General features: G+C 60.8%; 19 protein-coding genes. 2 read left to right on the forward strand and 17 right to left on the reverse strand.

The genetic code is table 11. From position 1 onward, the window contains the following. Positions 1 to 77: 77 nt before the first annotated feature. From urtD to K0F88_RS02225, 6 genes are all read right to left on the reverse strand, one after another. Entirely contained in the window at positions 78 to 947 is an 870-nt protein-coding gene (gene urtD / locus K0F88_RS02200; protein ID WP_219093735.1) for an urea ABC transporter ATP-binding protein UrtD, read from the reverse strand. After that, the gene (gene urtC / locus K0F88_RS02205; RefSeq protein WP_257605171.1) at positions 944 to 1,969 is read right to left on the reverse strand and encodes an urea ABC transporter permease subunit UrtC; all 1,026 of its coding nucleotides are present in this window, start codon (positions 1,967 to 1,969) and stop codon (positions 944 to 946) included. Before urtC ends, urtD begins: the two co-directional genes overlap by 4 nt. Before the next feature lie 53 nt (positions 1,970 to 2,022). Beyond that, positions 2,023 to 3,525 carry an urea ABC transporter permease subunit UrtB gene (gene urtB, locus K0F88_RS02210; RefSeq protein ID WP_219093738.1) on the reverse strand — a complete coding sequence of 501 codons (1,503 nt, stop codon included), beginning with the start codon at positions 3,523 to 3,525 and terminating at the stop codon, positions 2,023 to 2,025. Positions 3,526 to 3,685: 160 nt separating this feature from the next. Further along, positions 3,686 to 4,951 carry an urea ABC transporter substrate-binding protein gene (gene urtA / locus K0F88_RS02215; RefSeq protein WP_219093741.1) on the reverse strand — a complete coding sequence of 422 codons (1,266 nt, stop codon included), beginning with the start codon at positions 4,949 to 4,951 and terminating at the stop codon, positions 3,686 to 3,688. A gap of 226 nt (positions 4,952 to 5,177) precedes the next feature. Further along, on the reverse strand, positions 5,178 to 5,477 hold the full coding sequence (locus K0F88_RS02220) for a hypothetical protein (protein ID WP_219093744.1): 300 nt from the start codon (positions 5,475 to 5,477) through the stop codon (positions 5,178 to 5,180). A 75-nt stretch (positions 5,478 to 5,552) separates the two neighbouring features. Beyond that, positions 5,553 to 5,924 (reverse strand): DUF6124 family protein, encoded by a 372-nt coding sequence (locus K0F88_RS02225; RefSeq protein WP_094470930.1) that lies wholly within the window; start codon positions 5,922 to 5,924, stop codon positions 5,553 to 5,555. Positions 5,925 to 6,366: 442 nt separating this feature from the next. Between K0F88_RS02225 and K0F88_RS32210 the strand changes: the two genes are divergently transcribed. Further along, positions 6,367 to 6,747: a hypothetical protein gene (locus tag K0F88_RS32210; protein ID WP_257605162.1), complete on the forward strand. Its 381-nt coding sequence runs from the start codon at positions 6,367 to 6,369 to the stop codon at positions 6,745 to 6,747. A 24-nt stretch (positions 6,748 to 6,771) separates the two neighbouring features. Next, on the forward strand, positions 6,772 to 11,115 hold the full coding sequence (locus tag K0F88_RS02230) for a hypothetical protein (protein WP_257605163.1): 4,344 nt from the start codon (positions 6,772 to 6,774) through the stop codon (positions 11,113 to 11,115). A gap of 58 nt (positions 11,116 to 11,173) precedes the next feature. On the opposite strand, the gene K0F88_RS02235 is transcribed toward K0F88_RS02230, so the two are convergent. The 11 genes from K0F88_RS02235 to K0F88_RS02285 all read right to left on the reverse strand — a co-directional run bounded on the left by K0F88_RS02235 (position 11,174) and on the right by K0F88_RS02285 (position 22,105). Then, positions 11,174 to 12,184 (reverse strand): iron ABC transporter permease, encoded by a 1,011-nt coding sequence (locus K0F88_RS02235; protein WP_219093747.1) that lies wholly within the window; start codon positions 12,182 to 12,184, stop codon positions 11,174 to 11,176. Then, complete coding sequence (locus K0F88_RS02240) at positions 12,181 to 13,128, reverse strand: ABC transporter substrate-binding protein (RefSeq protein WP_219093750.1); 948 nt, start codon at positions 13,126 to 13,128, stop codon at positions 12,181 to 12,183. The genes K0F88_RS02235 and K0F88_RS02240 overlap by 4 nt, the downstream gene beginning before the upstream one ends. After that, complete coding sequence (locus tag K0F88_RS02245) at positions 13,125 to 13,913, reverse strand: ABC transporter ATP-binding protein (protein ID WP_219093752.1); 789 nt, start codon at positions 13,911 to 13,913, stop codon at positions 13,125 to 13,127. The genes K0F88_RS02240 and K0F88_RS02245 overlap by 4 nt, the downstream gene beginning before the upstream one ends. 116 nt (positions 13,914 to 14,029) lie before the next feature. After that, positions 14,030 to 16,150 carry a TonB-dependent siderophore receptor gene (locus K0F88_RS02250; RefSeq protein WP_219093755.1) on the reverse strand — a complete coding sequence of 707 codons (2,121 nt, stop codon included), beginning with the start codon at positions 16,148 to 16,150 and terminating at the stop codon, positions 14,030 to 14,032. Positions 16,151 to 16,300: 150 nt separating this feature from the next. Continuing rightward, a complete protein-coding gene (locus tag K0F88_RS02255) occupies positions 16,301 to 17,680 on the reverse strand; it encodes a PepSY domain-containing protein (protein ID WP_219093757.1) in 1,380 nt (459 codons plus the stop codon). Between the two features lie 131 nt (positions 17,681 to 17,811). Next, a complete protein-coding gene (locus K0F88_RS02260; protein WP_219093759.1) occupies positions 17,812 to 19,929 on the reverse strand; it encodes a TonB-dependent copper receptor in 2,118 nt (705 codons plus the stop codon). 84 nt (positions 19,930 to 20,013) lie between these two features. Continuing rightward, positions 20,014 to 20,463 (reverse strand): DUF2946 domain-containing protein, encoded by a 450-nt coding sequence (locus K0F88_RS02265; protein ID WP_219093761.1) that lies wholly within the window; start codon positions 20,461 to 20,463, stop codon positions 20,014 to 20,016. A gap of 21 nt (positions 20,464 to 20,484) precedes the next feature. Beyond that, complete coding sequence (locus tag K0F88_RS02270; RefSeq protein ID WP_094469341.1) at positions 20,485 to 20,964, reverse strand: copper chaperone PCu(A)C; 480 nt, start codon at positions 20,962 to 20,964, stop codon at positions 20,485 to 20,487. A 48-nt stretch (positions 20,965 to 21,012) separates the two neighbouring features. Further along, positions 21,013 to 21,411 (reverse strand): DUF2946 domain-containing protein, encoded by a 399-nt coding sequence (locus K0F88_RS02275; protein ID WP_094469340.1) that lies wholly within the window; start codon positions 21,409 to 21,411, stop codon positions 21,013 to 21,015. A gap of 98 nt (positions 21,412 to 21,509) precedes the next feature. Then, on the reverse strand, positions 21,510 to 21,800 hold the full coding sequence (locus K0F88_RS02280) for an addiction module antidote protein (protein ID WP_109627766.1): 291 nt from the start codon (positions 21,798 to 21,800) through the stop codon (positions 21,510 to 21,512). Continuing rightward, positions 21,797 to 22,105 carry a type II toxin-antitoxin system RelE/ParE family toxin gene (locus K0F88_RS02285; protein ID WP_219093764.1) on the reverse strand — a complete coding sequence of 103 codons (309 nt, stop codon included), beginning with the start codon at positions 22,103 to 22,105 and terminating at the stop codon, positions 21,797 to 21,799. Before K0F88_RS02285 ends, K0F88_RS02280 begins: the two co-directional genes overlap by 4 nt. Positions 22,106 to 22,229 lie beyond the last annotated feature (124 nt).

Genomic DNA, 22,229 nt, shown 5'->3' on the forward strand with positions numbered 1-22,229 from the left:
TCGGCCAATATCAATGTCGCCTGATCCACCGCTATCGCCAGCAAGCCGGCTCCTACAGGGGGGTTGTATTCGCAATCCTAGCGACCGAGGTAAACCTCGATCACCCGCTCGTTATCCTGCACCTGTTCCAGCGACCCTTCGGCCAGCACGCTGCCCTGGTGCAACACGGTGACGTGGTCGGCAATCGACCCGACAAACCCCATGTCATGTTCCACCACCATCAGCGAATGCTTGCCGGCAAGGCTTTTGAACAGTTCGGCGGTGAACTCGGTCTCGGCATCGGTCATGCCCGCCACCGGCTCGTCGAGCAGCAGCAGTTGCGGGTCTTGCATGAGTAGCATGCCGATCTCCAGAAACTGCTTCTGGCCGTGGGACAACAGACCCGCCGGGCGATTGACCGAGGCTGTCAGGCGAATGGTTTCCAGCACCTCGCAGATGCGATCTCTCTGTTCGCCACTGAGGCGAGCCCGCAGGCTGGCCCACACCGACTTGTCGGTTTTCTGCGCCAGCTCCAGGTTCTCGAACACGCTCAAGGCCTCGAACACCGTCGGCTTCTGGAACTTGCGACCGATGCCGGCCTGGGCAATCTGCACTTCGCTCATCGACGTCAGGTCCAGGGTTTCGCCGAACCAGGCTTTGCCGTGGCTGGGGCGAGTCTTGCCGGTGATGACGTCCATCAACGTGGTCTTGCCCGCGCCGTTGGGGCCGATGATGCAGCGCAATTCGCCGACGCCGATGTACAGGTTCAAAGCGTTGAGTGCCTTGAAGCCATCGAAGCTGACGCTGATGTCTTCCAGGGTCAGGATCGTGCCGTGGCGCGTGTCCAGGCCGGGGCCGACACGTTGCCCGAGGCCGATGGCGTCGCGGCTGCTGCCGGCGTCCTTGTTGGGCTCCACAGGAAAAAATGCCGGTTCGAGCATGAATTCAGCCGTCGCAGTGACTCTCATTGCTCACCTCTCTTTTTCAGCAGGCCGATCACGCCTTTGGGCAGGTACAAGGTCACAACGATGAATAGCGCACCGAGGAAGAACAGCCAGTATTCGGGGAACGCCACGGTGAACCAGCTCTTCATGCCGTTGACCACTCCGGCACCGAGCAGCGGACCGATCAAGGTGCCGCGCCCGCCCAGTGCGACCCAAACCGCCGCTTCGATGGAGTTGGTCGGCGACATTTCACTCGGGTTGATGATCCCGACCTGCGGCACGTACAGCGCACCGGCCAGACCACACAGCACCGCGCTCAAGACCCAGACAAACAGCTTGAAACCCCGCGGGTCGTAGCCGCAGAACATCAGACGGTTTTCCGCATCGCGCAAGGCGGTCAGCACCCGGCCGAACTTGCTCTGCGCCAGACGCCAGCCGATGAACAGACTCGCCACCAGCAACACCACCGTGGCAAAAAACAGCACCGCGCGCGTGCCCGGCTCGGTGATGCCAAAGCCGAGAATCGTGCGGAAGTTGGTGAAGCCGTTGTTGCCGCCAAACCCGGTTTCGTTGCGGAAGAACAGCAACATCCCGGCGAAGGTCAGGGCCTGGGTCATGATCGAGAAATACACGCCCTTGATCCGCGAACGGAAGGCGAAAAACCCGAAGACCAGCGCCAGCAAACCCGGCGCGAGCACCACCAGACACATCGACCAGAGGAAGCTGCTGGTGCCGGTCCAGTACCACGGCAACTCGGTCCACGACAGGAACGTCATGAACGCCGGCAAGCCATCGCCCGACGCCTGGCGCATCAAGTACATGCCCATCGCATAGCCGCCGAGGGCGAAGAACAGGCCGTGACCGAGGGACAACAGCCCCGCGTACCCCCAAACCAGATCCAGCGCCAGGGCGACGATGGCGTAGCACAGAATCTTGCCCACCAGCGTCAGGGTGTAGGCCGAGACGTGAAAAACGCTGACCGGAGATAACAGCGAGAGCAGCGGCAACGCCAGCAACAGAACGAGGATCACCGCGCCAACGGCAATCGTGACCTTGGGACCGGCTTTTTATGTCGCGGTAACGAGCAGGGGCTGGTTCATCAGTCGATCACCCGTCCTTTCAGTGCGAAGAGGCCTTGCGGACGCTTCTGGATGAACAGAATGATCAGCGCGAGGATCAGGATCTTGCCGAGCACGGCGCCGATCTGCGGTTCGAGAATCTTGTTGGCGATGCCCAGGCCGAAGGCAGCCAGGACACTACCGGCCAACTGACCGACACCGCCGAGCACCACCACCAGGAATGAGTCGATGATGTAGCTCTGGCCGAGGTCGGGGCCGACGTTGCCGATCTGGCTGAGCGCCACGCCACCGAGCCCGGCGATGCCGGAGCCGAGGCCGAAGGCGAGCATGTCCACGCGCCCGGTCGGCACACCGCAGCAGGCCGCCATGTTGCGGTTCTGGGTGACGGCGCGCACGTTCAAACCCAGGCGCGTCCTGTTCAGCAGCAGCCAGGTCAGCACCACTACAAACAAGGCGAAGGCGATGATCACGATGCGGTTGTACGGCAGCACGAGGTTGGGCAGCACTTGAATCCCGCCCGAGAGCCAGGCCGGGTTGGCCACTTCAACGTTCTGCGCGCCGAACAGCAATCGCACCAGCTGAATCAGCATGAGGCTGATGCCCCAGGTCGCGAGCAGGGTTTCCAGCGGGCGGCCGTAGAGGTGACGAATCACCGTGCGCTCCAGCGCCATGCCGATCGCGGCGGTGACAAAAAACGCCACCGGCAACGCGATCAACGGGTAGAACTCGATGGCTTGCGGGGCAAAGCGCTGGAACATCAGCTGCACCACGTAGGTCGAGTACGCGCCGAGCATCAGCATCTCGCCGTGGGCCATGTTGATCACGCCGAGCAGGCCGAAGGTGATCGCCAGTCCCAGGGCGGCGAGCAGCAGGATCGAGCCCAGGGACATGCCGCTGAACGCCTGGCCGAGGATCTCGCCGATCAGCAATTTGCGTTTGACCTGGGCCAGGCTGGTTTCGGCGGCGGTGCGCACGTTGGCGTCTGCTTCGATGCCCGGCTCCAGCAGGCTTTCGAGGCGGGTGCGCGCGAGCGGATCGCCAGTTTCGCCAAGCAGACGCACCGCCGCGAGGCGCACGGCCGGGTCGGTGTCGACCAGTTGCAGGTTGGCCAGCGCCAGGCTCAGGGCCGCGTGGACGCTTTCATCTTTTTCGCCCGCCAGTTGTTGGTCGAGGAATTTCAGCTGGGCCGGTTTGGCACTTTTCTGCAATTGCTGCGCGGCGGCCAGACGGATTTTGGCGTCGGCGGCGAGCAATTGGTGGCTGGCCAGCGCGGTGTCGATCAGACCCCGCAGGCGATTGTTCAGGCGCAGGGTTTTGGCTTGGCCGTCGACGGTCAACTCGCCTTGTTGCAGGGCGTTGATCAATTCGATACGAGCCGGATCGGGCTGCGCAGCCCAGGATTCGAGAAGCTTGGCTTGCTGCACGGGATTGGCGGCGACGAAGTCTTCGGCGTCGCCGGCCTGCGCGGCCATCGGCAGTAAAAGCGCGATGGCGAGAATAAGACGGTAAAGGGCGGAGGGCATAGTTAGTCGCCTTGCACGGACTATGTGGGAGCTGGCTTGCCTGCGATGCAGACGACTCGGTGTATCTGATGCACCGAGGTGATGCCATCGCAGGCAAGCCAGCTCCCACAGGGATTTGTGTCTGGCCTTAACTGTGTGTTCAGGCCCGACACCCAGTGGCTTAGTTGCTCTTCACCGCATAGTCCGGCTTCTTGTCGTTACCCGAAATGAACGGGCTCCACGGCTGGGCACGGATTGGCCCTTCGGTCTGCCACACGACGTTGAACTGACCGTCGGCCTGGATCTCGCCGATCATCACGGGCTTGTGCAGGTGGTGGTTGGTCTTGTCCATGGTCAGTGTGTAACCCGACGGCGCGGCAAAGGTCTGGCCGGCGAGGGCTTCGCGGACTTTGTCGACGTCGGTGGATTTGGCTTTCTCAGCCGCTTGCGCCCACATGTGGATGCCCACGTAAGTGGCTTCCATCGGGTCGTTGGTCACCGCTTTGTCGGCGCCCGGCAGGTTGTGTTTCTTCGCGTAGGCTTTCCAGTCGGCCACGAACTTCTTGTTCGCCGGGTTCTCGACTGACTCGAAGTAGTTCCATGCCGCGAGGTTGCCCACCAGCGGTTTGGTGTCGATACCGCGCAGTTCTTCTTCGCCGACCGAGAACGCTACGACCGGAACGTCAGTGGCTTTCAGGCCCTGGTTGGCCAGCTCTTTATAGAACGGCACATTGGAGTCGCCGTTGACGGTGGAGATGACCGCAGTCTTGCCACCGGCCGAGAATTTTTTGATGTTGGCCACGATGGTTTGGTAATCGCTATGACCGAACGGGGTGTAGACCTCTTCGATGTCCTTGTCCGCCACACCTTTGGAGTGCAGGAACGAGCGCAGGATTTTGTTGGTGGTGCGCGGGTAGACGTAGTCGGTGCCCAACAGGAAGTAACGCTTGGCACCGCCGCCTTCTTCGCTCATCAGGTATTCCACCGCCGGAATCGCTTGCTGGTTCGGCGCGGCGCCGGTGTAGAACACGTTCGGCGACATCTCTTCGCCTTCGTATTGCACCGGGTAGAACAGCAGACCGTTGAGCTCTTCGAACACCGGCAACACCGATTTACGCGACACCGACGTCCAGCAACCGAACACCACGGCCACCTTGTCCTGTGTCAGCAACTGACGACCCTTTTCCGCGAACAGCGGCCAGTTCGACGCGGGGTCCACGACCACCGCTTCCAGCATCTTGCCGTTCACGCCGCCCTTGGCGTTGATCTCGTCGATGGTCATCAACGCCATGTCTTTGAGCGAGGTTTCGGAGATCGCCATGGTCCCGGACAACGAATGCAGAATACCGACCTTGATGGTCTCGGCGGCCTGGACGGTCCAGGTCATGCCCATCGCGGCAATGCTTGCCGTGAGTGTGAAAGCCTTGATCAAGCTACGACGCTTCATTGTGCGATCTCCATGAACATTAGAATTTTTTCTGGGTTGGCAGATGCGGACTACTGAAGGGTGTTTTGCAAAGGCTGTGCCCGGTCGGCAAAAGGCAGGGAAATGTCGTTTTAGAGCGGTCGCGCGCGGTGGCGGCGCACCATGAAGGGACGAGGGCGGGGCGGTGGTGCGAGGGTATGCGTCATTGTGGTGCTGCCGCTTGGCGGCAGCGGTGATGCAGAGGGGCTCAGTTGGGACCGGGAAATGAGTCGACGTATTGAATGGTGAAATCGGGGAAGGAATCGACGATCTGGACTTTGTAATCCGGGAAGCTGTCGACGGTTTTCCACTTGCCTGGCGAATCCGGGAAAGAGTCGACCTGCTGCACCTTCAGATCGGGAAACGAGTTCACCACCTGCACCTTGTAGTCCGGGAAACTGTCGACGAACTGGATCTTGCCGTAAATCTTCGAGACATCGACGGTGGTATCGGCCCATGCGGCGCTGGAGCCGAACACCAGCAACGACAGGAAAACAGATTTCAACATGAGGCTCATCCTGAGGGGCGTGAGATATGCAGTGTAGGGAATGTTGAGCCCCTGTGGGAGCGGGCTCAGGTGTTTCTAGGTGGGGACAACGTTATCCACCGCGCGGCTCACGGCCAATTCCGCGAGCATGATGACCTGCTGAATCGCCATCGCCTTATGGCGTTGCGGGCCGATCAGCTCGGCGGCGAAGTCGCTGGCCAGGACACTGGCGCACGCCAGGGATTCACAGGCATGAACCAACAGGCTTTCGCTGTCGTTGTCCGGGGCAATCATGAACATGGTGCTGGGGCGGCGGGGTTTTTCGGCGTAGTGGGTCGCGGGATCGAGGTAGTAGTCGAGGGCGCGGTTGATGGCTTCGCGGTCTCGGAGCAGGTCGTCGTTGCGTGATGTTTCGGGATCGGGCGTGGTGGTGTCGATGGGTGGATCTGGAACTATCTTTTTGCACATTTGGGGTCATCTCAATTGGGGCCACCACCTATCGTTCTCACACGATAGAAGGGTGGCAGCTATGTGCGGAGTGAGAAACCGGTAACCCCGAACCCGGCCGGACCGAAGTCCGCCCGCACACAGCCGCCATTGAGCATTGCAGGCAGCGGATAAGCCGGCGGCAATTATGGTGGTACTGATGTTGGATTAACAGGGGCTGCCGGGTTCTCACACCCGATCACTGAGTCTTCAGTGACACCCCCAGACTAGACAGCCCACGTCCGACGAACAACCTGAAAAAGTCGTGGGAAACGTCCGGTATTTTTGCATTCGTATAAACACACCTAAACAACCCCAGAATCACGCTCCCACAGTAGGTTTGTGTCGGACACGGAGCCTGTGGGCGACGATAAACCCCTGTGGGCGCGAGCCTGCTCGCGATAGCGGCATTTCAGGCGAAGTGATGCTGGATGTGCCGCCGTCATCGCTAGCAGGACAGAAAGGGGACGGACAGATGATTCTCAGATTTATTTTCGGTGCATCGGCGTGCGCAGCATCGGTGCTGGCTGCGTCAAAAGTAAAAAACCGGAGGGCGATACATATGTACCACCCGCTGCGCTCCGGGATCTTGATCATCGTGGCTTCTCAATCGAGTGAGCAGCGTATGAACGGCACCTCTACCAGTCCCCCTTCAGCCCCCCGGAAGACAACAACATTTCCTGCTTTTGGACCGACCTTCATCAGTGCGGATGACGCGGCCTATTGGGTTCACCGGCACATCGGCGCGAGCCGTGACAAAGCCTACGGCGGCGTGATCGTGCAGCGTGGCGACGGAAAATTTTAGCCTACATTGCCGGTGGCGGGTCGGATGGGGCATTTCGATTTCGACTTTCTGCTGACTCCCGGTACCCCCAATGAGTTGTTTGCCCCACCGGGTTACAGTGGCGCGGCGTATTACCTGTCTCATTCGGCCAGTCACGCCGACGTCCTGCGGGTTCATCCGGGCTGGACGACTGAGCAGGTCACGTTGAGCCTCGGTTTTTTTTCCAGAGCACATCTCCTGAGTCACATGCAGGACCCGGGCGCCTATGGCCAGCGTCATTATTTGTCGGGGCCGGATGGCTCGTTGATCAAGTACGAGTCAACTCAGCCTGCAGAAGAGAAAAATCTCTTTGAGCTGGGCTTCGAGGCTTTCGGGCCGTTCTCCGACGTTGAGCAGCTGATTCAGAAAGTCGCCCGGACCGGCACGCTGAGCGTACTGGTGGCCAATGAATCGTGGGGCGGCGTCCGAGGAAACGTGCCGGCGAACTGGACGCTCGGTACGGCTGCGGTGCGAAGTTCGACGTCGGTACAGCCGTTTTTTTGTGCGGTGTTCGACCAGGTGGACAAGGCCATCGAAGCCGCCGCCGCGACGGTAACCGCGTCCACCGGCAGCGTGTATCTGGGGTTTGTCGTGACCTCTGCCGGCAGCGCGGAGTGCATGGCGACCTATCCGGTACTTTCCAGCGAGCCCGCAGCCGAACTGCTCAAGACATTCCCGTTGAATGCTGATCGCACGCTGGAGCGCCTGCTCGATTTCGACCTGAACGGCGTCTACTTCATGCCGCAGGGCGATGCGACTCACAGCGCTAGCGAACCTTGGCTTTATGAGCGTTTTTTTTCACCGCAGGAGTTGGCTACGGGCATCAGGTTTTCGCTAGGGGATGTCCATCGGCAGGCGTACCCGGACTACCTGAAGGTCTACGCCCGGACCCGGGACGGCGCCGTGTTGCAATACCGCCCTTCGGCGCACCTTCGTGAAGTACCGCTGAAGGACAGCGCGGATTTCAACGTCCGGCTGAAGGCAGGCACGCTCAAGCCTTCGGATTACATCCGGCAGGTGGCAACGGCTGGCGAGTTGGCGGTATTGAAAGATAGCGCGTTGTGGGATGTTGTCGGGATCGTTGGCCCTGATTGGCGACCCTATGCCAGGTCGCGACGTTTGAGTCCCGCTTTCCTCATGGCGGACGATGCTGCACGTTTCGCTCATGAACATATCGGCAGCCGGCGTGAGCAGGGTTTTGTCGGGATGATTTTGCGGGATCGCAACCAACGCTTCGTCGCCACCGAGCCGGTGTTTGCCGCCAAACGGTTTGCACTGGACAGACTCTGCCCCCTCGATGCCACTGGCGCACCGATCATGTTGGTCGAGGGTCACTCTTTTCATGGGCTGTACGCTTCGCGCTGGCATGCGGATGCCGGAGCCATTGTGCGTACTGACTTGCAAGAGCAACTGACCCACGCACAAATGTTCACCACCGAAGACATTCGCTCGGTGTTCGAGAAGAGTGCGCATGTTGTCGATTTCTACCTGTCCGGCTCAGCCGACTCCCTGTTGGTTTATAGCCCCGACGTATCGAAAGTGGCGGCTCGCAACCGTCTGCAAAAGCGGGTGTCCGTACTCGTCGATGGCAAAACGCTGATAGACCAGGAGCTGGCGGCCGGCGCACTTGAGCCCGGTGCAGTGGTCGACGAACTGGCCGGCACGGGCAGATTACGCGTGGTGGTCGGCAGCGATGTGTGGGGGCCGCGGGGAACGGTGCCGGGGGATGAGTCAAATAACGAGGTCGCCCGCACAGACATTACCGCTCCGGTGCTGGGGGCTATTTTTACCAGCGCCGAAGACGCGGTGCTGAACGCCCGCCATCGCGCCAGGCTCGACTACCGAGCAGCTGCGGCGGGTTGGGGATTTATCCTCAAGCACAAGGAACGCGAGGAGTACGTGGCGACCGAAATGGTTACGCCCAGGCGCCTGGGGGCATTGAACCAGGCGAGCGACTTTGGCGCTCCCGTATTGATCGACGAGTTCAGGTCCTTCGGGCTTTATCACGCGGCAAGCTGGATGCCCAAAGATTTATCGACCGCGGAGGCCTGGTTTGCCCGGCATTTTGCGTCCATCCGCGATCTGGCCGCAGCGATCTACGACGAAAAGGGCACGCAACGTCTGACGCATTTTCAGGACTTGAACATTTTCATCGCGACGCTGGACGGGGCATTGTTGCTTTACCAGTACTCGGCCTCCTCAACACAATTCGACAATCAGGGATTGCCGCAACTGATGTCGGTCCAGGGCGAGGACACACCGCCCTATGCCAACGTCATTCAAATGCTTGCCAAGGCCGGAGAACTAAAGGTGCTGCGCACCAGTGAGCTGTGGGATGAGCCGGGCAGTGTCGGCCCAGACTGGGCACCTTTCGTGCAGATCCAGCGGCGAGCCCTCAGTCCGGTCTTTGTGTCGCAGGACGATGCCGCGTGCCATGCGCTGGCGCAGTTAGGCTCACGGCGTGAGCGGGTCTACGGCGGTCTGGTGTTGCGTCGCGCCGATGGCTTGTTTGTCGCAACGCTGCCGGTGCCCGTCGAGGTCGAGAACTTCCCTGCCAACTGGATTCGTCTGGATGAATTGCCTGAACAGGGTTTGTTTCTGGCGGGGAGTACAGTCGTCGCCCGGTACCATTCCCGAATGCCGGTCGAACCGATTTTCGCGCTGTCGAACCGCGAGCGGGATGTATACCTCGCGATGTTTTCCACGGATTTTATGGCGGAGATCCTGAGCGGTTCCGGGCGTTCCCCGTCTCTGTCGCCTGGCAAGGAATACCTGATGGGGCTCGATGGCAGTCTGATCAGCTACACCCTCAGTGCAAGCGCCAGCGAAAAGCAACTCGCCCGGGCATTGGTGCCACCCAGCCAGTTGCAGCGCCGGCACACCCCGATAGAGCTGAAAATGCGCAACGGCACGCAAACGCCGAGTGAGTACGTCAATCAGGTGGCAAGCGCCGGCCGGTTGCAAGTGATTCAGGGGAGCCGACTGTGGGGCGAGGCCAGGCAACTGTCACACTGGAGTGCTTATCCGGGGATTATCTCGACGGACGTGCATCGATTTGCCATTGCCGAGCCGGCGCTCAGCCCGGTCTTCACGCAGATGGACGATGCCCTGCGCCATGTCCATCGCACGGTGGGCGCCCGTGCCAGCCTGATGTTCGGTTTTGTGCTCAAGGCGCTGAACGGTGATCGGTACGTGACGACGCTGCCGATCGACGGGCGGCAAGGGCATCTCACGGTCGAGCGGGTATTTCCCAAAGGGTTATTACCGTCGGGGTATCGAGTCGAGGGCATTTATTTGTGTCCGTCGACACGTCCGGGACGATTGCCTCGCGACATTGCGCACAGCTTCATATCGCCTCGGGATCTGTCTTACGGGCTGGACGCTGTCGGTGTGCGCACGGCTGAAGGATCCACGTACCTCAACGTCTACATCTCCTGCGCCGACGGCGCCTTGTTGCGCTACGCCCCCAGGGCCAAGGCGCCGGAATGGACGCTGTTTCATGCCACGGTGGCTTACGAGAAAGTAGTGCAATCAGGCCGGGAATCGCTGATCGACTACCTGCGCAAAGTGATCGCCAACGGTGAGTTGCAAGTCGTGGTGCGCAGCGCTTTCTGGTCGCCGCTCAGGGTTGATGCCCGGGGTGTCAAAACCGGCATCGAGTTGATCAAGTGGGCGCTGGACAACCGGTTTGCGCTCGGCCCCGTCTTCGCTCGTGCCGATGATGCGGCTCGCTCGGCGCAGCGATTGATGGGCGAGTACGTCGGCCAACCGTATCTGGGCGGCGTGCTGATACACCCGGCGTCTTCTTCGTTCGTGGCCGTCGAACCGCTTGAGGACGGCGCCAACAGTGGGGCTGCCAGTGCGCTGTTTTACTCCGGGCCGGGCGGGCCTATTGCACCGGTCACGGTGCCCGGTGCGCGGCCTTTGCCGTTGCCGGTTTTTCCTCAGGGCTACAAATGGGCGGCTGTTCATCAGTTCTACAAGCGCTTCAATCTGTTCGTGAAGGACCCCAATGCGTCTGATCGGTTACTGATGGACAACCTGGCCCTGGCCGACCTGTGGTTCTGCAGAGACGTCGTGAAAAAGAGCGGCGTCTCCGGGGGGCGTTGCTATTTCACCGGTCGTGGCGGGGCCCTGTTCAAATTCACCCCCAGCTTCTCGCCGCAGGAAACGGCCTTGTTCAACGAGGAGGCAAAGGACGGGGTCGCTGCCTACCTCGCCGCGCTCGCCAGCGTCGGCCGGCTTGAGGTGCTGGACACCGATGGCTACTGGCAACGTCGCGGGCGATTGAAGGCGACCTGGCAGCCACCTGTGCAAACGACGGTGAAGCCCGATCGTGACGAACTGTGAAGTGCAGCGTTCATTGATCTGATCGCCGGATGAGCCGTGCCTTCCGGGCTGGAACGGCTCAGCGGCGTCGCATGAGGCCGATGAAAAACAATCCGCCAATCGCCGCCGTGGCCACGCCAATCGGCAAGTCCTCGGGGGAGATCAGGGTGCGCGCGGCGACGTCGACCCACACCAGAAACACGCTGCCCAGCAATACACACACCGGTAACAATCGCCGGTGCTCGGCCCCGACCAATCGACGGGCAATGTGCGGCACCATCAGCCCGACAAAGCCGATCGAGCCACTGATCGACACCAACACGCCGGTCATCAGCGACGCAATCAGAAACACCCGCAGGCGCACGGTCCGCGCATTCAAACCGAGGGTGACGGCGGTCTGTTCGCCGGCCATCAGCGCATTCAACGGGCGGGCCATGCCGAGCAACAACACCAATCCCAGCAACACACTGGCGGCTGGCACCGCCAGCAGCTCCCAGCGCGCCAACCCGAGCCCGCCGAGCATCCAGAACATCACCGCCGAACTCGCCCGATGGTCGCCGAGGAACAGCAGCAAATTGGCAATCGCCATCATCACGAACGACACCGCCACGCCACATAGCAGAAGCCGGTCGCTGTCCAGCCGACCGTTGCGATTGGCGATCATCAGCACAATCAACATGCTCAACAGCGCGCCGATAAACGCCGCGATCGGCAAGGTCAGCAGGCCGACGATTTCACCGACGTGCAGCACCACAATCACTGCACCTAGGGTCGCGCCGGAAGTGACCCCGAGCAGGTGCGGGTCGGCCAATGGATTGCGCGTCACCGCTTGCAGCACCGCGCCGATCAGCGCCAGGCCAGCACCGACCAGTGCACCCAACAGCATGCGCGGCACACGGATCAACCATACGATGTGTTCCTGCCCGGCGGTCCAGTCCTGACCGCCGACCCCCAGCATCTTGTGCAGCAAGATCCGCCACACCACGTCCACCGGCACCCGCGCCGGGCCGAAGCCCAGCGACACCACGCACGACGCCAGCAACAGCGCGCCGAGCATCACCAGCAGCAAGGCATAGCGACGATCCATCATTTGCCGTGGAAACCTTTGGCCAGGGTTTCGACCGCCAGCACGTTGTCGATGCCGGGCGTGGCCTGCACGTAGGGAATCACGATGAAGCGCTGGTTCTTGATCGCGTCCACCGATTGCAACGCCTTGTTGTCGAGCAGGAATTGCTCCTTCTGTTCGGCGGTGACTTCGCCGTAGTCGACGATCACGATCACCTGCGGATTGCGCTCGACCACGTTTTCCCAATTCACGCGGGTCCAGCTCGCCTCGACGTCATCGAGAATGTTGCGCCCGCCCGCTGCATCGATCAGCGCCTGCGGCATGCCGAGGCGGCCGGAGGTCATGGCGCGGTCTTCGCCGCTGTCGTAGAGAAACACCCGGGGTTTGTCGGCAGGCAGATCCTTGCGCACTTCGGCGACTTGCGCCTGCATCTGGGCGATCAGGGCATTGGCGCGATCCTGCACGTCGAAGATTTTGCCGAGGTTGCGCAGGTCGTTGTAGGTGTCTTCCAGGCTGGCCGGCGGACGCTTCATCACAAACGCGCAGGACTCGGTCAGCTCGTAGACATTGATGCCCAGCGGTTGCAACGTTTGCGGCGTGAGGTCACCGCCCACGCGCATGCCGTAATCCCAGCCGGCGAAGAAGAAATCGACGTTGGCGTTGAGCAGGGTTTCCACCGACGGGTATTTGGCTGCCAGCTCCGGCAAGCCGTCGAGGATGGTCTGCATTTCGGGCGTGACCGACTTCCATCCCGTGACGCCGCTGTAACCGGCCATGCTCGGTTTGAGGCCGAGGGCGAGCATCATCTGGGTCATGTTGATGTCGTGGCTGACCGCGTGTTTCGGCGCCTGCGTGAAGGTCACTTCGCGGTTGCAGCTCTGGATCGTCAACGGGTATTTCGTGGCCTCGGCCAGCGCGTGGGCACTGCCCAGCAACAGCGTGAAGCAAAGCAGGGAACGCAATGTCATGGTTGGGTTATCCAGGTGATTCGTGGGTAGCCGTGCAAGGGGTGTTCATCGATCAGCGCTTCGACGCCGAACACGTCGCGCAGCAGCGGGGCGGTCAGGACTTCTTTTGGTGTGCCGCTGGCGACGATGCGACCGTGATTGATCACGTACAAACGATCGCAGAAAGCGGCCGCCAGATTGAGGTCGTGGATGCTGGCCAGGGTGCCGATTTTCAGGCGTTTGACCAGCTGCAACAGTTCCAGCTGATAGCGTGGGTCGAGGTGGTTGGTCGGCTCGTCGAGGATCAGCAATTGCGGTTGCTGGGCCAGGGCGCGGGCGAGGATCACACGTTGTTTTTCACCGCCGGAGAGGGTGGCGAAGGCGTGGTCTTCGAAGCCTCTGAGGCCGACGGACGCCAATGCTTGAGTCGCCAGATGTCGGTCTTCAATGGTGTCGCCGTCGAACAGGCCTTTGTGCGGCGTGCGGCCCATGGCGACCACCTCGTCGACGGTCAGGCCGAAGGCGTCGGGGAACTCCTGCAACACCACGGCGATGCGTTGCGCGCACCAGCGCGAGGATTGCTTCCAGACGTTGTGGTGGTCGAGTCGGACCTCGCCGTTTTCGGGTTTGCTGAAGCGATAAGCGCAACGCAGCAGGCTGGTCTTGCCGCTGCCGTTGGGGCCGATCAACCCGACGAACTCACCGGCGGCCACCTGCAGGGACGCATCACGCAGCTGGAACTGGTGATGGCAGTGGCCGTGGCCCAAGGGCGTCCAGGCGAGGTTTGTGAGGTTCAGCGAGGTCATGCATCTACTCTGAAATGTTCGGTATTGCTGATGATGTCATCGCGAGAAAGCTCGCTCCCACAGGGACTGTGCAAAACCTGTGGGAGCGAGCTTGCTCGCGATGGGAGCGACACGGTTTAAAACTGATAATCAGCAGTGACAAAAAACGACCGTGGCTCGCCAAGGATCCACTGCTGCCCCTCATTGTATTGGCTTTGCGCGTACTGCCGGTCAAACAGATTGTTCACCTGCAACCCCAGCGTCGTATCACGCAGCGCCTTCCACGACAGCGTGGCATCCACCACGGTGTAACTCGGCAGCTCGTTGCGGTTGGCCATGTCCGCATAACGGGCATCAACGTAACGCACACCGGCACCGGCCTTCAGGCCATCATTGATCGCTTTGCTCAGCCACAGATTCGCCGTGCGCCGTGGCACGTCCACCGGGCGGTTGCCGTTGCGCGACACCGGAACACCGCTGACCACTTCTTCGAAATTGTCGTACCTGGCTTTGACGATGGCGGCGTTGGCCTGCAGTTGCCAGGCGTGTGCCAGTTGCAGATCGAGGCTGGCTTCCAGGCCATTGGACGATTGCTGGCCGACCTGCTGCTTGAGCGTCGGGTTGCCCGGATCGTCGGTCAACAGCTTCTTTTTGACGATGCGATACGCCGCCAGCGTCCACTCTGCGCGCTGGTCCCAGAACATCTGCTTCATGCCGATCTCGGTTTGCTTCGCCGTCGCCAGGTCATATTGCTGCTGGCTCGGGCTCAGTGAAATCAAGCCGCCGACACCGTCAGTGCTGGTGGCGTACTGGCCATAAAACGAAGTGTCCGGCGTCAGCGCGAACACCAGTCCGGCCTTCCAGTTGTTGCCGGTCAGGGTCTTGTCGCTTTGGCTGCCACCGACCAGGTTGTCGCGATCCACATGCACATAGTCGCGGCGCGCGCCGGTCACCAACGACAAGCGCTCGCTCAGTTGCGTGCGGTTTTCGGCGAAGGCCGACATTTGTCTGGTGGTGCTCTGAAACTGATCTCGGTACGGATCGGCGCTTTCAAATCGACCCGGTTGTGGCTGATACAGATCCACCCGTTGACCGTTCGGCAACACATCATTGAACGGCGAATTGCTGTCGAGCTGGAAGCGGATGCGGTTGTAATCGACGCCAGTCACGGTCTGGCTGTCGAGGCCGAACAACGTGTGTTTGAAGGTGAACGTCTGACGGTCGCCGACCTGTTCCTGTTTGTGGCCGATGCCGAAATAACCGCTGCGGCTCAGTTGCTGGCTGCCGCGGTCGAAGTTGTAGTTCTCGGCGTTCTGCCAGCGGCGCTGGGCCTTGAGGTAATACAGCTCGTTGCTCGAACTGACATTCTCGGAGATCTGCCAGTCGCTGGTCAGCCGGGTCCATTGATCGTTGTAGTGCTGCTTATCGTTGCTGACGTTGTAGTTCTTGTCCCGCAGGCTTTCTTTGAAGCGGCCATTGATCAGCGGCGTGCCGAAATAATTCATCGGCTTCTGGTCGCCGTAATCGTGGGCGAGGGTGAACGCGAGATCGTCGGTCGCCTGCCAGCGCAATGCGGCGCTGATGAAGTCACTGGACGAGTCGCCACGATCAACCCACCCATTGCTGCGCAGGCGATTGAGATTCAAGCGGTAGCTCAAGGTGTCACTCAGAGAGCCGCCGCTGTCGAACGCCTCTTGCTGGCTGTCGTAGGAGCTGTAGCCGAGGCGCACGTGATTTTCGATCTCGCCTGCAAACGGCTTTTTCGGGATCACGTTGACCACCGCCCCGGTCGCGCCTTCGCCGTATAGCACCGACGCCGGGCCGCGCAGCACATCGACGCGCTCCACCGACCAGGTGTCGACCGGGAAGGTGACAGTGCCCATGCCGGTGTACATGCGGTTGCCGTCATACAACTGCATCACCGAGCTCTGCCCGGTAAAACCCCGCGCCGACAACGACGTGCCGCCATCGCCCGGCGTACCGGTGCGGCTGATGCCGGTGCTGCGCGACACCGCGTCCTGCACGCTGCGATCACCGCGCGCGCGGATCTGCTCACCGGTCAGGCTTTCGACGCTGGCGGGGGTCTCCAGTGCCGTCAGGTTCAGGCGCGAACCGGCGGTGGTCGGGGTGTTGAGGTTGACAGTTTCGTCGTCATTGGCCTCGGCGGTGATGGTGCCGGTGGGCAGCGTCAACGGTTGCGCGTGCGCGCTGTGGTTCATGGCGAGCAGGCAGAGGCCGGACAAGAGGTACTTGTTCATCGGGACGGTGAATCACTTCTTCAAAAGAAAACCCGCAGCCAGGGCTGCGGGTCAGGCGGTGCATTTAGAGTTATGCAGTAACACTAAAATTCACCGGGAGCTAAGCGCGGAAAGTCTACAGATCCCTCTAAACCGCGCATCTCGCCTGCTTCATGATGAAGATGAGGCCGATTCAGTTTGCCGGGTGAATCGCGAAAACAGCACGCGATCCAGCACCCACACCACCACCAGCGAGGCGCCCACCAACGGAAACGCCACGGCCAGGGCGAACATGATGACCATCGCGGTTTTCCATTTCGGCAGGTCGTGGCGCAGCGGTGGAACACCGAACTTGCCTTGTGGACGACGTTTCCACCAGATCACCACGCCGCTGACGGCGCTGAGCAAAATCATCAGGCAGATCAGCAGCACGATGATCTGGTTGAACACGCCGAACATCTTGCCTTCGTGCAGCATCACGCCGATTTCAGTGGCGCGGGCGACGGTGCCGTATTGCTCGTAGCGCACGTCGGCGAGTACGTCGCCGGTGTACTGATCGACGTGCAAGGTGGCGTCGTTGCGCGGGTCGTCCGCGAACACGGCGATGGTGAACACGCCGGTCGCACTTTTCGGGAAGGTGATGCTGTAACCCGGTTCGACCTTGCGTTGCACGGCGATGTTCTGCACGTCTTGCAGGCTGATAGTCGGCGCGGCGGTGGCGGCTTGCGCACCTTCGTGGGCCATGTGTTCGGCGTGATCGCCGGACGTTGGCATCGGGGTGTTTTCCATCGCCCAAGGTACAGTCTGGCGTGTGGCGGTATTCAGGCTGCGGGCCTCAACGTCAGACTTCGGCACGTTGTCCCACATCGCCGCCGGAAACACGTTCCATACTTGCGCATATTTCTCACCCCAGAACCCGGTCCAGGTCATGCCGCTGAGCAGCATCACCAGCAGCAGCGATGCGCCCCAGAAACCGGTCACGGCATGCAAATCACGCCACAGCACCCGACCGCGACTGGTCAGGCGGGGCCACAAAATACCGGCCGCCTGGCCACGCGGCCACCACAGGAACACGCCGGAAACCACCAGCACCACGCCCCAGCCGGCGGCCAGTTCGACCAATCGATCACCGACGGTGCCTATCATCAATTCGCCGTGAATCGCTCGCGCCACCGCTTGCAGATTCATCTTGGCGTCTTGCTCGCCGAGGATGTCGCCCTGGTAGGGATCAATGAATACGTTGAGCTCGGTGCCGCCATTGATCACGACAAACTGAGCGCTGCGCTCGGCGTTCACCGGTGGCAGGTACTGTTTGATCGTGGCTTGTGGATACGCCTGTTTCACCCGTTTGAGCAGATCGTCGGCCGGGACGCTGTGATGCCCGGCCGGTACGTTCATCAGGCTGCCGTACATCAACGGATCGAGTTGCGGCTTGAACAGGTAAATGACGCCGGTCAAGGCCAACATCACCATGAAGGGCGCGACGAACAGACCGGCATAGAAATGCCAGCGCCAGGCCAGGTTGTAGAAATTTACTTTGGGCTGTTTCATCACGTGTGCTCCGCTTTGGCTTGGATCTTTTAGTTGTTTGTTTTTGCGGTTGCTGCGCAACCGATCGCGGGCAAGCCCGCTCCCACATGGGCGGCGTTGAACCTGTGGGAGCGAGCTTGCTCGCGAAGCGCTTAGAAGCTCATGTCCACCTTGGTCCAGAGCGTTCGTCCCGGTTCTTTAATGGCCTGCGGGTCATTGGCCGGGTAGCCAAAACCGGCGTTGCCGGCCAGGTTCAAATGCTCGGCGTACGCCTTGCCGAACAGGTTGTCGACGCCACTGCTGACCTTCCAGTTTTTGTTAATCCGGTACGCACCATTGAGCGAGAACACGCCGAACCCCGGGGTCTTGTCGAAGTCCTTGCCGACCACGTTGCCCTTGTTCTGGTCGATGCGGTTTTGCGCCGCAACCACGCGCCACAAGGCCCCGGCGCTCCAGTTGTCTTCGCTGTAGGTCAGGCCGAAACGCGCGTCCAGCGGTGGCATTTGCGGCAACGCGTTGCCATCGCTGCTGTTCTTGCCCCAGGCGTAGGCCAGGGTCGCGTCGGCTTTCCAGTTTGAAGTCAGTTGGTAGGCCGCACCGAGTTCGCCGCCCATGATTCGTGCGTCGATGTTCTGAGCCTGGGAGGTGGTGCCCATCATGGTCGGGGGGTAATCGAACAGGATGTAATCGCGCACCTGGCCGACATAACCCGAGGCCCAGGCATCGAGGTTTTCGGTCTTGTATTGCAGGCCGAAATCGAGCTGGGTGGTTTTTTCAGGCTTGATCGAATCGAAGGCATTTACCGATCCGGCGGGGCCGGACTTGGGTGAAAACAGTTCCCAGTAATCCGGAAAACGCTGGGTGTGACCGAGGCCGGCGTAGAGCGTGGTCGGGCTGTCGGCGAGGTCATGCTCGTAGCGCACGAAGCCGCTTGGCAACGTGTCGGCGCGGGTGTCGTCGGCGGTCGGATTGGGGCGCGTCATCATCCCTGAGCCCGTGGTCTGCCGGAAATCCTTGGTCGAGGCACGGTCCAGGCGTGCACCGGTAATCAACCGGTCACGGTCGGCGGCGTACCAGGTCAATTCGCTGAACACGCCGTAGTTGTGGAAGTCGGCATCCTTGGTGTACGGCAAGTCCTTGTAGGTATCGATGCCCATGCTGCCGCGTTGGCGATGCTCGTTGGTCTGCGCATCGATGCCGCTGATCACCTGCACATCAGCCCAGCGCCAAGTGGCCTTGATCCGCGCGCCGAGGGTGCGGCGGTCGACGTTGGAGGCCATTGGGCCGGCCATCATCCCGGTGCCCGACGGCGTGCGCAGCGTGTAGTTGTCCATCACGTGATCGGCGTAGTTGTAGTAGATCTGCGCTTCGACCTTGTCCAGCACCTCGCCGATGTTGGATTTTTCGAAGCGCAGGCCCAGGCTTTCACGCTTGAACTGCGAGCCGTCCATGCCGCGCCCGGCGTAACGCGCTTCACCATCGCCCTTGCCGGCGGTCAGCTCCAGCAGGGTGTCGGCGTCCGGCGTCCAGCCGAGCGCCACATCTCCGTTCCACTTGTCGTAGCGCGACGGCACGGTGTCGTTGTTGCCGTCCTTGTAGTCGTCGGCGTGCGCGGTGTTGCCGATCACGCGCACGTAGCCCAGCGGCCCGCCGGCAGCGGCGTCCACCACTTTGTCAAAGCGCCCGTTGGAGCCGGCCAATACGCTGGCGTTCACACGGGTACCGAGTTCGCCGAAACTTTCCGGCTCACGCTCGAAGAGGATGGTGCCGGCCGATGCGCCCGGTCCCCACAGTACGGTTTGCGGACCTTTGATCACGGTGAGTTTGTCGTAGGTTTCCGGCGAGATGTAGGAGGTGGGCGCGTCCATCCGGCCGGGGCAGGCGCCGAGCAATTGGCCGCCATTGGTGAGGATGTTCAGCCGCGAGCCGAACATGCCGCGCAGCACCGGATCACCGTTGGTGCCGCCGTTGCGTACCAGGGCGAAGCCGGGGATGGTTTTCAGGTAGTCGCCACCGTCACTGGCCGGAACGGGTTGGCGCGGGTCCTTGGGGTTGGTGACGATGGTCAGCGGCGAACTTGGCGCGATGGCGGTGATGACCGTCGGGCTCAGTTCTTCACTGTGGCCCGCGTGTTCGTTGGCCAGCACCGTGGGTGTCAGCAATGCGCCGCAAAGGACGGCGGTGGCGTGCCTGAAACGAATACTCGATTCGTTCGGGGCAAAAGAAGCTTGGGCAGGGCTCAAGCGTGTGTCAGCAGAAAACCTGGACATGACAATTTCCATCGAACAGTCGTAAACGACACGGCCGACAGCCTGTGGCTGTCTGCAAAACCGTGTGAAATCAGAGGTGCGTGTTTACGCGACGATGGGCGGGGCGCGGGTTCGGGCGCCGGGGAAGACGGTGTGCCGGGCATGGCCCAGGCGAGGGGAGGGAGCGGTGAAGGTGGTGGCTGTTGGCGTGTCGAACGTGACGAAGGTCTGGCCGCCGGTCAGGGCCGGGCAATTGAACAGCAGGCTGCAATAGCCACATTTTTCCCAGAGCGCATGATGCGAGGCTTCGGGTGGGCAATGTTCGGCGGCGGCTTGTGCGCTGTGGTCGGCGTGCTCCATGGCCGACATGTCCATGCTCATGTCCATCGACATGCTCATCGACATCGACGAGGCGCGCTGATCCATCGGCATCGACTGGGAAATCAGCGGTCCGATAAAGATCATCAGCATGGCGAACAGGCTGATCCAGCTGCCGCGCGTCAGGCTTGACGACTGACGACGGTGTGCGGATGACCTGGCGCTAAGCGGGCGCATGGGCGTGTTCAGCTCAGTCGATTACTGGGCGTGGGCGTGCATCTGCATGTCTTCCGGCGGCTTCTTCTGCACCGAGACTTCGACGGTGACATCACCGGCCTTTTCGAAATGCATCGTCAACGGGAAACGCTTGCCGTCGCTCAGCAGGCTGCGGTCTTTCAGGTTCACGAGCATCACGTGATAGGCCATCGGCGCAAACGTGACGTTGCCACCGGCAGGAATCTCGACGCTCGGTACCTGCTGCATTTTCATCAGGTCGTTTTGCATGATGTGCTCATGCAATTGCGCTTCACCGGCAATCGGCGAGTCGACGCTAAGCAGGCGGTCGGTGGTTTTACCTGGGTTCTGAATGACAAAGTAGGCCGCTACGGTTGGCGCGTTGGGCGGCAACTCCTGCGACCACGGGTGAGCGATCTCCAGTTCGCCGGCTTTGTATTCGTGGGCATTGGCAAAGCAGGCAGGCAGCAGCAACGCAACCAGAACGATGAGTTTGTTCAACATGGCAGTTCTCCAGAGCGATTCAAGACGCAGGTCAATTGCGAGAAGGAATCACACCAGAGGGGATGCGCGGGGGTTGAGGCTCGGCCATTGCTGGCGCGGGGTGGGGGTGTCGAGAGTGCTGGCAGGCACGCTTCGATTGGCCTCGAAGCGAGCGAAATACAGCTGCGGCACATGCCCCGGCAGCGCCACCAATGGCGCGGAACCTGAACAGCACCAGCAATGCTGCATGTTGGAATGGTCGTCGTTCTGCGGGGCTTTCTGCTCAAGGTCGCCCAGGGAAATCGCCACCATCTTCGTGCCGCTGGACGTACAGAAACTGCCCCACAACAATTGCTCGGCGGGTGATTTCGCCGACTGCACCATGGCTCCGGTCATCGGCATGGCGAGCATGTTGAACAGCACTGCGAAGCAGGCGATCCAGGCAATTGCGAGCCGTTGTCGGGACATGGGACAAAATCCGTTGGGTGGGCGATCAGGCGCGGCTATTTAGCCTGATCAGGGCCGATAAGTAAAAAAGCGGCGTGCGGTGTGGTGTCGCAGTGCGATCAGAGAGCCGTGGCATGCAAGCGCAGGCCCAAGGCTTTCATAACCTTCATGATAGTCGCGAATTCCGGATTGCCAGTGCTTCCCAATGCTTTGTACAAACTTTCACGACCCAGGCCTGCGTCACGGGCAACCTGGGTCATACCCTGTGCGCGGGCAATGTCGTTGAGTGCGGCACGTATGAGCACTCCATCGCCTGCATCTTCGTCAAAGCATGCATCCAGATAAGCGGCCATTTCCTCAGGTGTTTTGAGAAATTCGGCAGCGTCGAAACGGGTGAATTGTTCGGTCATGATGACTCCCCATTACCGATGTTTTGCGCTAGTTGAATGGCGCGTTTGATATCTCGTTTTTGTGTCGACTTGTCACCGCCCATCAGCAGCAGATAAACCACTTCACCTCGTCGGGTGAAATAGATCCTGTAACCGGGACCGTAATGCACGCGCATTTCATAAACAGTGCCGCCTACGGGTTCGCAATCTCCGAAATTCTCATGTTCGGCTGCTCGAAGCCTCGCGATGATCCGAGCTTTGCCAATGACGTCTCTCAGTGAATCAAGCCAATCACCAAATGCTCGGGATCGTTCAAAGTCGATCATGTTCGATCGTATTCCTTGGGATACAGGTTGGCAAGCCGCACTTTCCTCGGGCCGAATTTGATCGTCCCTAAGATGTTGGGTTGGTGTGCTTGTTAGAATTTGAGAACCCGGACTATAGGATTGA

The organism is Pseudomonas sp. UMAB-40, assembly GCF_900095275.1.
GTDB lineage: Bacteria > Pseudomonadota > Gammaproteobacteria > Pseudomonadales > Pseudomonadaceae > Aquipseudomonas > Aquipseudomonas mandelii_B.

Excerpts from the sequence above, each read along its gene's own strand:
- urtD (WP_219093735.1), bottom strand. The coding sequence starts at position 947 with ATGAGAGTCACTGCGACGGCTGAATTCATGCTCGAACCGGCATTTTTT.
- urtB (WP_219093738.1), bottom strand. The coding sequence starts at position 3,525 with ATGCCCTCCGCCCTTTACCGTCTTATTCTCGCCATCGCGCTTTTACTG.
- urtA (WP_219093741.1), bottom strand. The coding sequence starts at position 4,951 with ATGAAGCGTCGTAGCTTGATCAAGGCTTTCACACTCACGGCAAGCATT.
- K0F88_RS02220 (WP_219093744.1), bottom strand. The coding sequence starts at position 5,477 with ATGTTGAAATCTGTTTTCCTGTCGTTGCTGGTGTTCGGCTCCAGCGCC.
- K0F88_RS02225 (WP_094470930.1), bottom strand. The coding sequence starts at position 5,924 with ATGTGCAAAAAGATAGTTCCAGATCCACCCATCGACACCACCACGCCC.
- K0F88_RS32210 (WP_257605162.1), top strand. The coding sequence starts at position 6,367 with ATGCTGGATGTGCCGCCGTCATCGCTAGCAGGACAGAAAGGGGACGGA.
- K0F88_RS02230 (WP_257605163.1), top strand. The coding sequence starts at position 6,772 with ATGGGGCATTTCGATTTCGACTTTCTGCTGACTCCCGGTACCCCCAAT.
- K0F88_RS02235 (WP_219093747.1), bottom strand. The coding sequence starts at position 12,184 with ATGATGGATCGTCGCTATGCCTTGCTGCTGGTGATGCTCGGCGCGCTG.
- K0F88_RS02240 (WP_219093750.1), bottom strand. The coding sequence starts at position 13,128 with ATGACATTGCGTTCCCTGCTTTGCTTCACGCTGTTGCTGGGCAGTGCC.
- K0F88_RS02245 (WP_219093752.1), bottom strand. The coding sequence starts at position 13,913 with ATGACCTCGCTGAACCTCACAAACCTCGCCTGGACGCCCTTGGGCCAC.
- K0F88_RS02250 (WP_219093755.1), bottom strand. The coding sequence starts at position 16,150 with ATGAACAAGTACCTCTTGTCCGGCCTCTGCCTGCTCGCCATGAACCAC.
- K0F88_RS02255 (WP_219093757.1), bottom strand. The coding sequence starts at position 17,680 with ATGAAACAGCCCAAAGTAAATTTCTACAACCTGGCCTGGCGCTGGCAT.
- K0F88_RS02260 (WP_219093759.1), bottom strand. The coding sequence starts at position 19,929 with ATGTCCAGGTTTTCTGCTGACACACGCTTGAGCCCTGCCCAAGCTTCT.
- K0F88_RS02265 (WP_219093761.1), bottom strand. The coding sequence starts at position 20,463 with ATGCGCCCGCTTAGCGCCAGGTCATCCGCACACCGTCGTCAGTCGTCA.
- K0F88_RS02270 (WP_094469341.1), bottom strand. The coding sequence starts at position 20,964 with ATGTTGAACAAACTCATCGTTCTGGTTGCGTTGCTGCTGCCTGCCTGC.
- K0F88_RS02275 (WP_094469340.1), bottom strand. The coding sequence starts at position 21,411 with ATGTCCCGACAACGGCTCGCAATTGCCTGGATCGCCTGCTTCGCAGTG.
- K0F88_RS02280 (WP_109627766.1), bottom strand. The coding sequence starts at position 21,800 with ATGACCGAACAATTCACCCGTTTCGACGCTGCCGAATTTCTCAAAACA.
- K0F88_RS02285 (WP_219093764.1), bottom strand. The coding sequence starts at position 22,105 with ATGATCGACTTTGAACGATCCCGAGCATTTGGTGATTGGCTTGATTCA.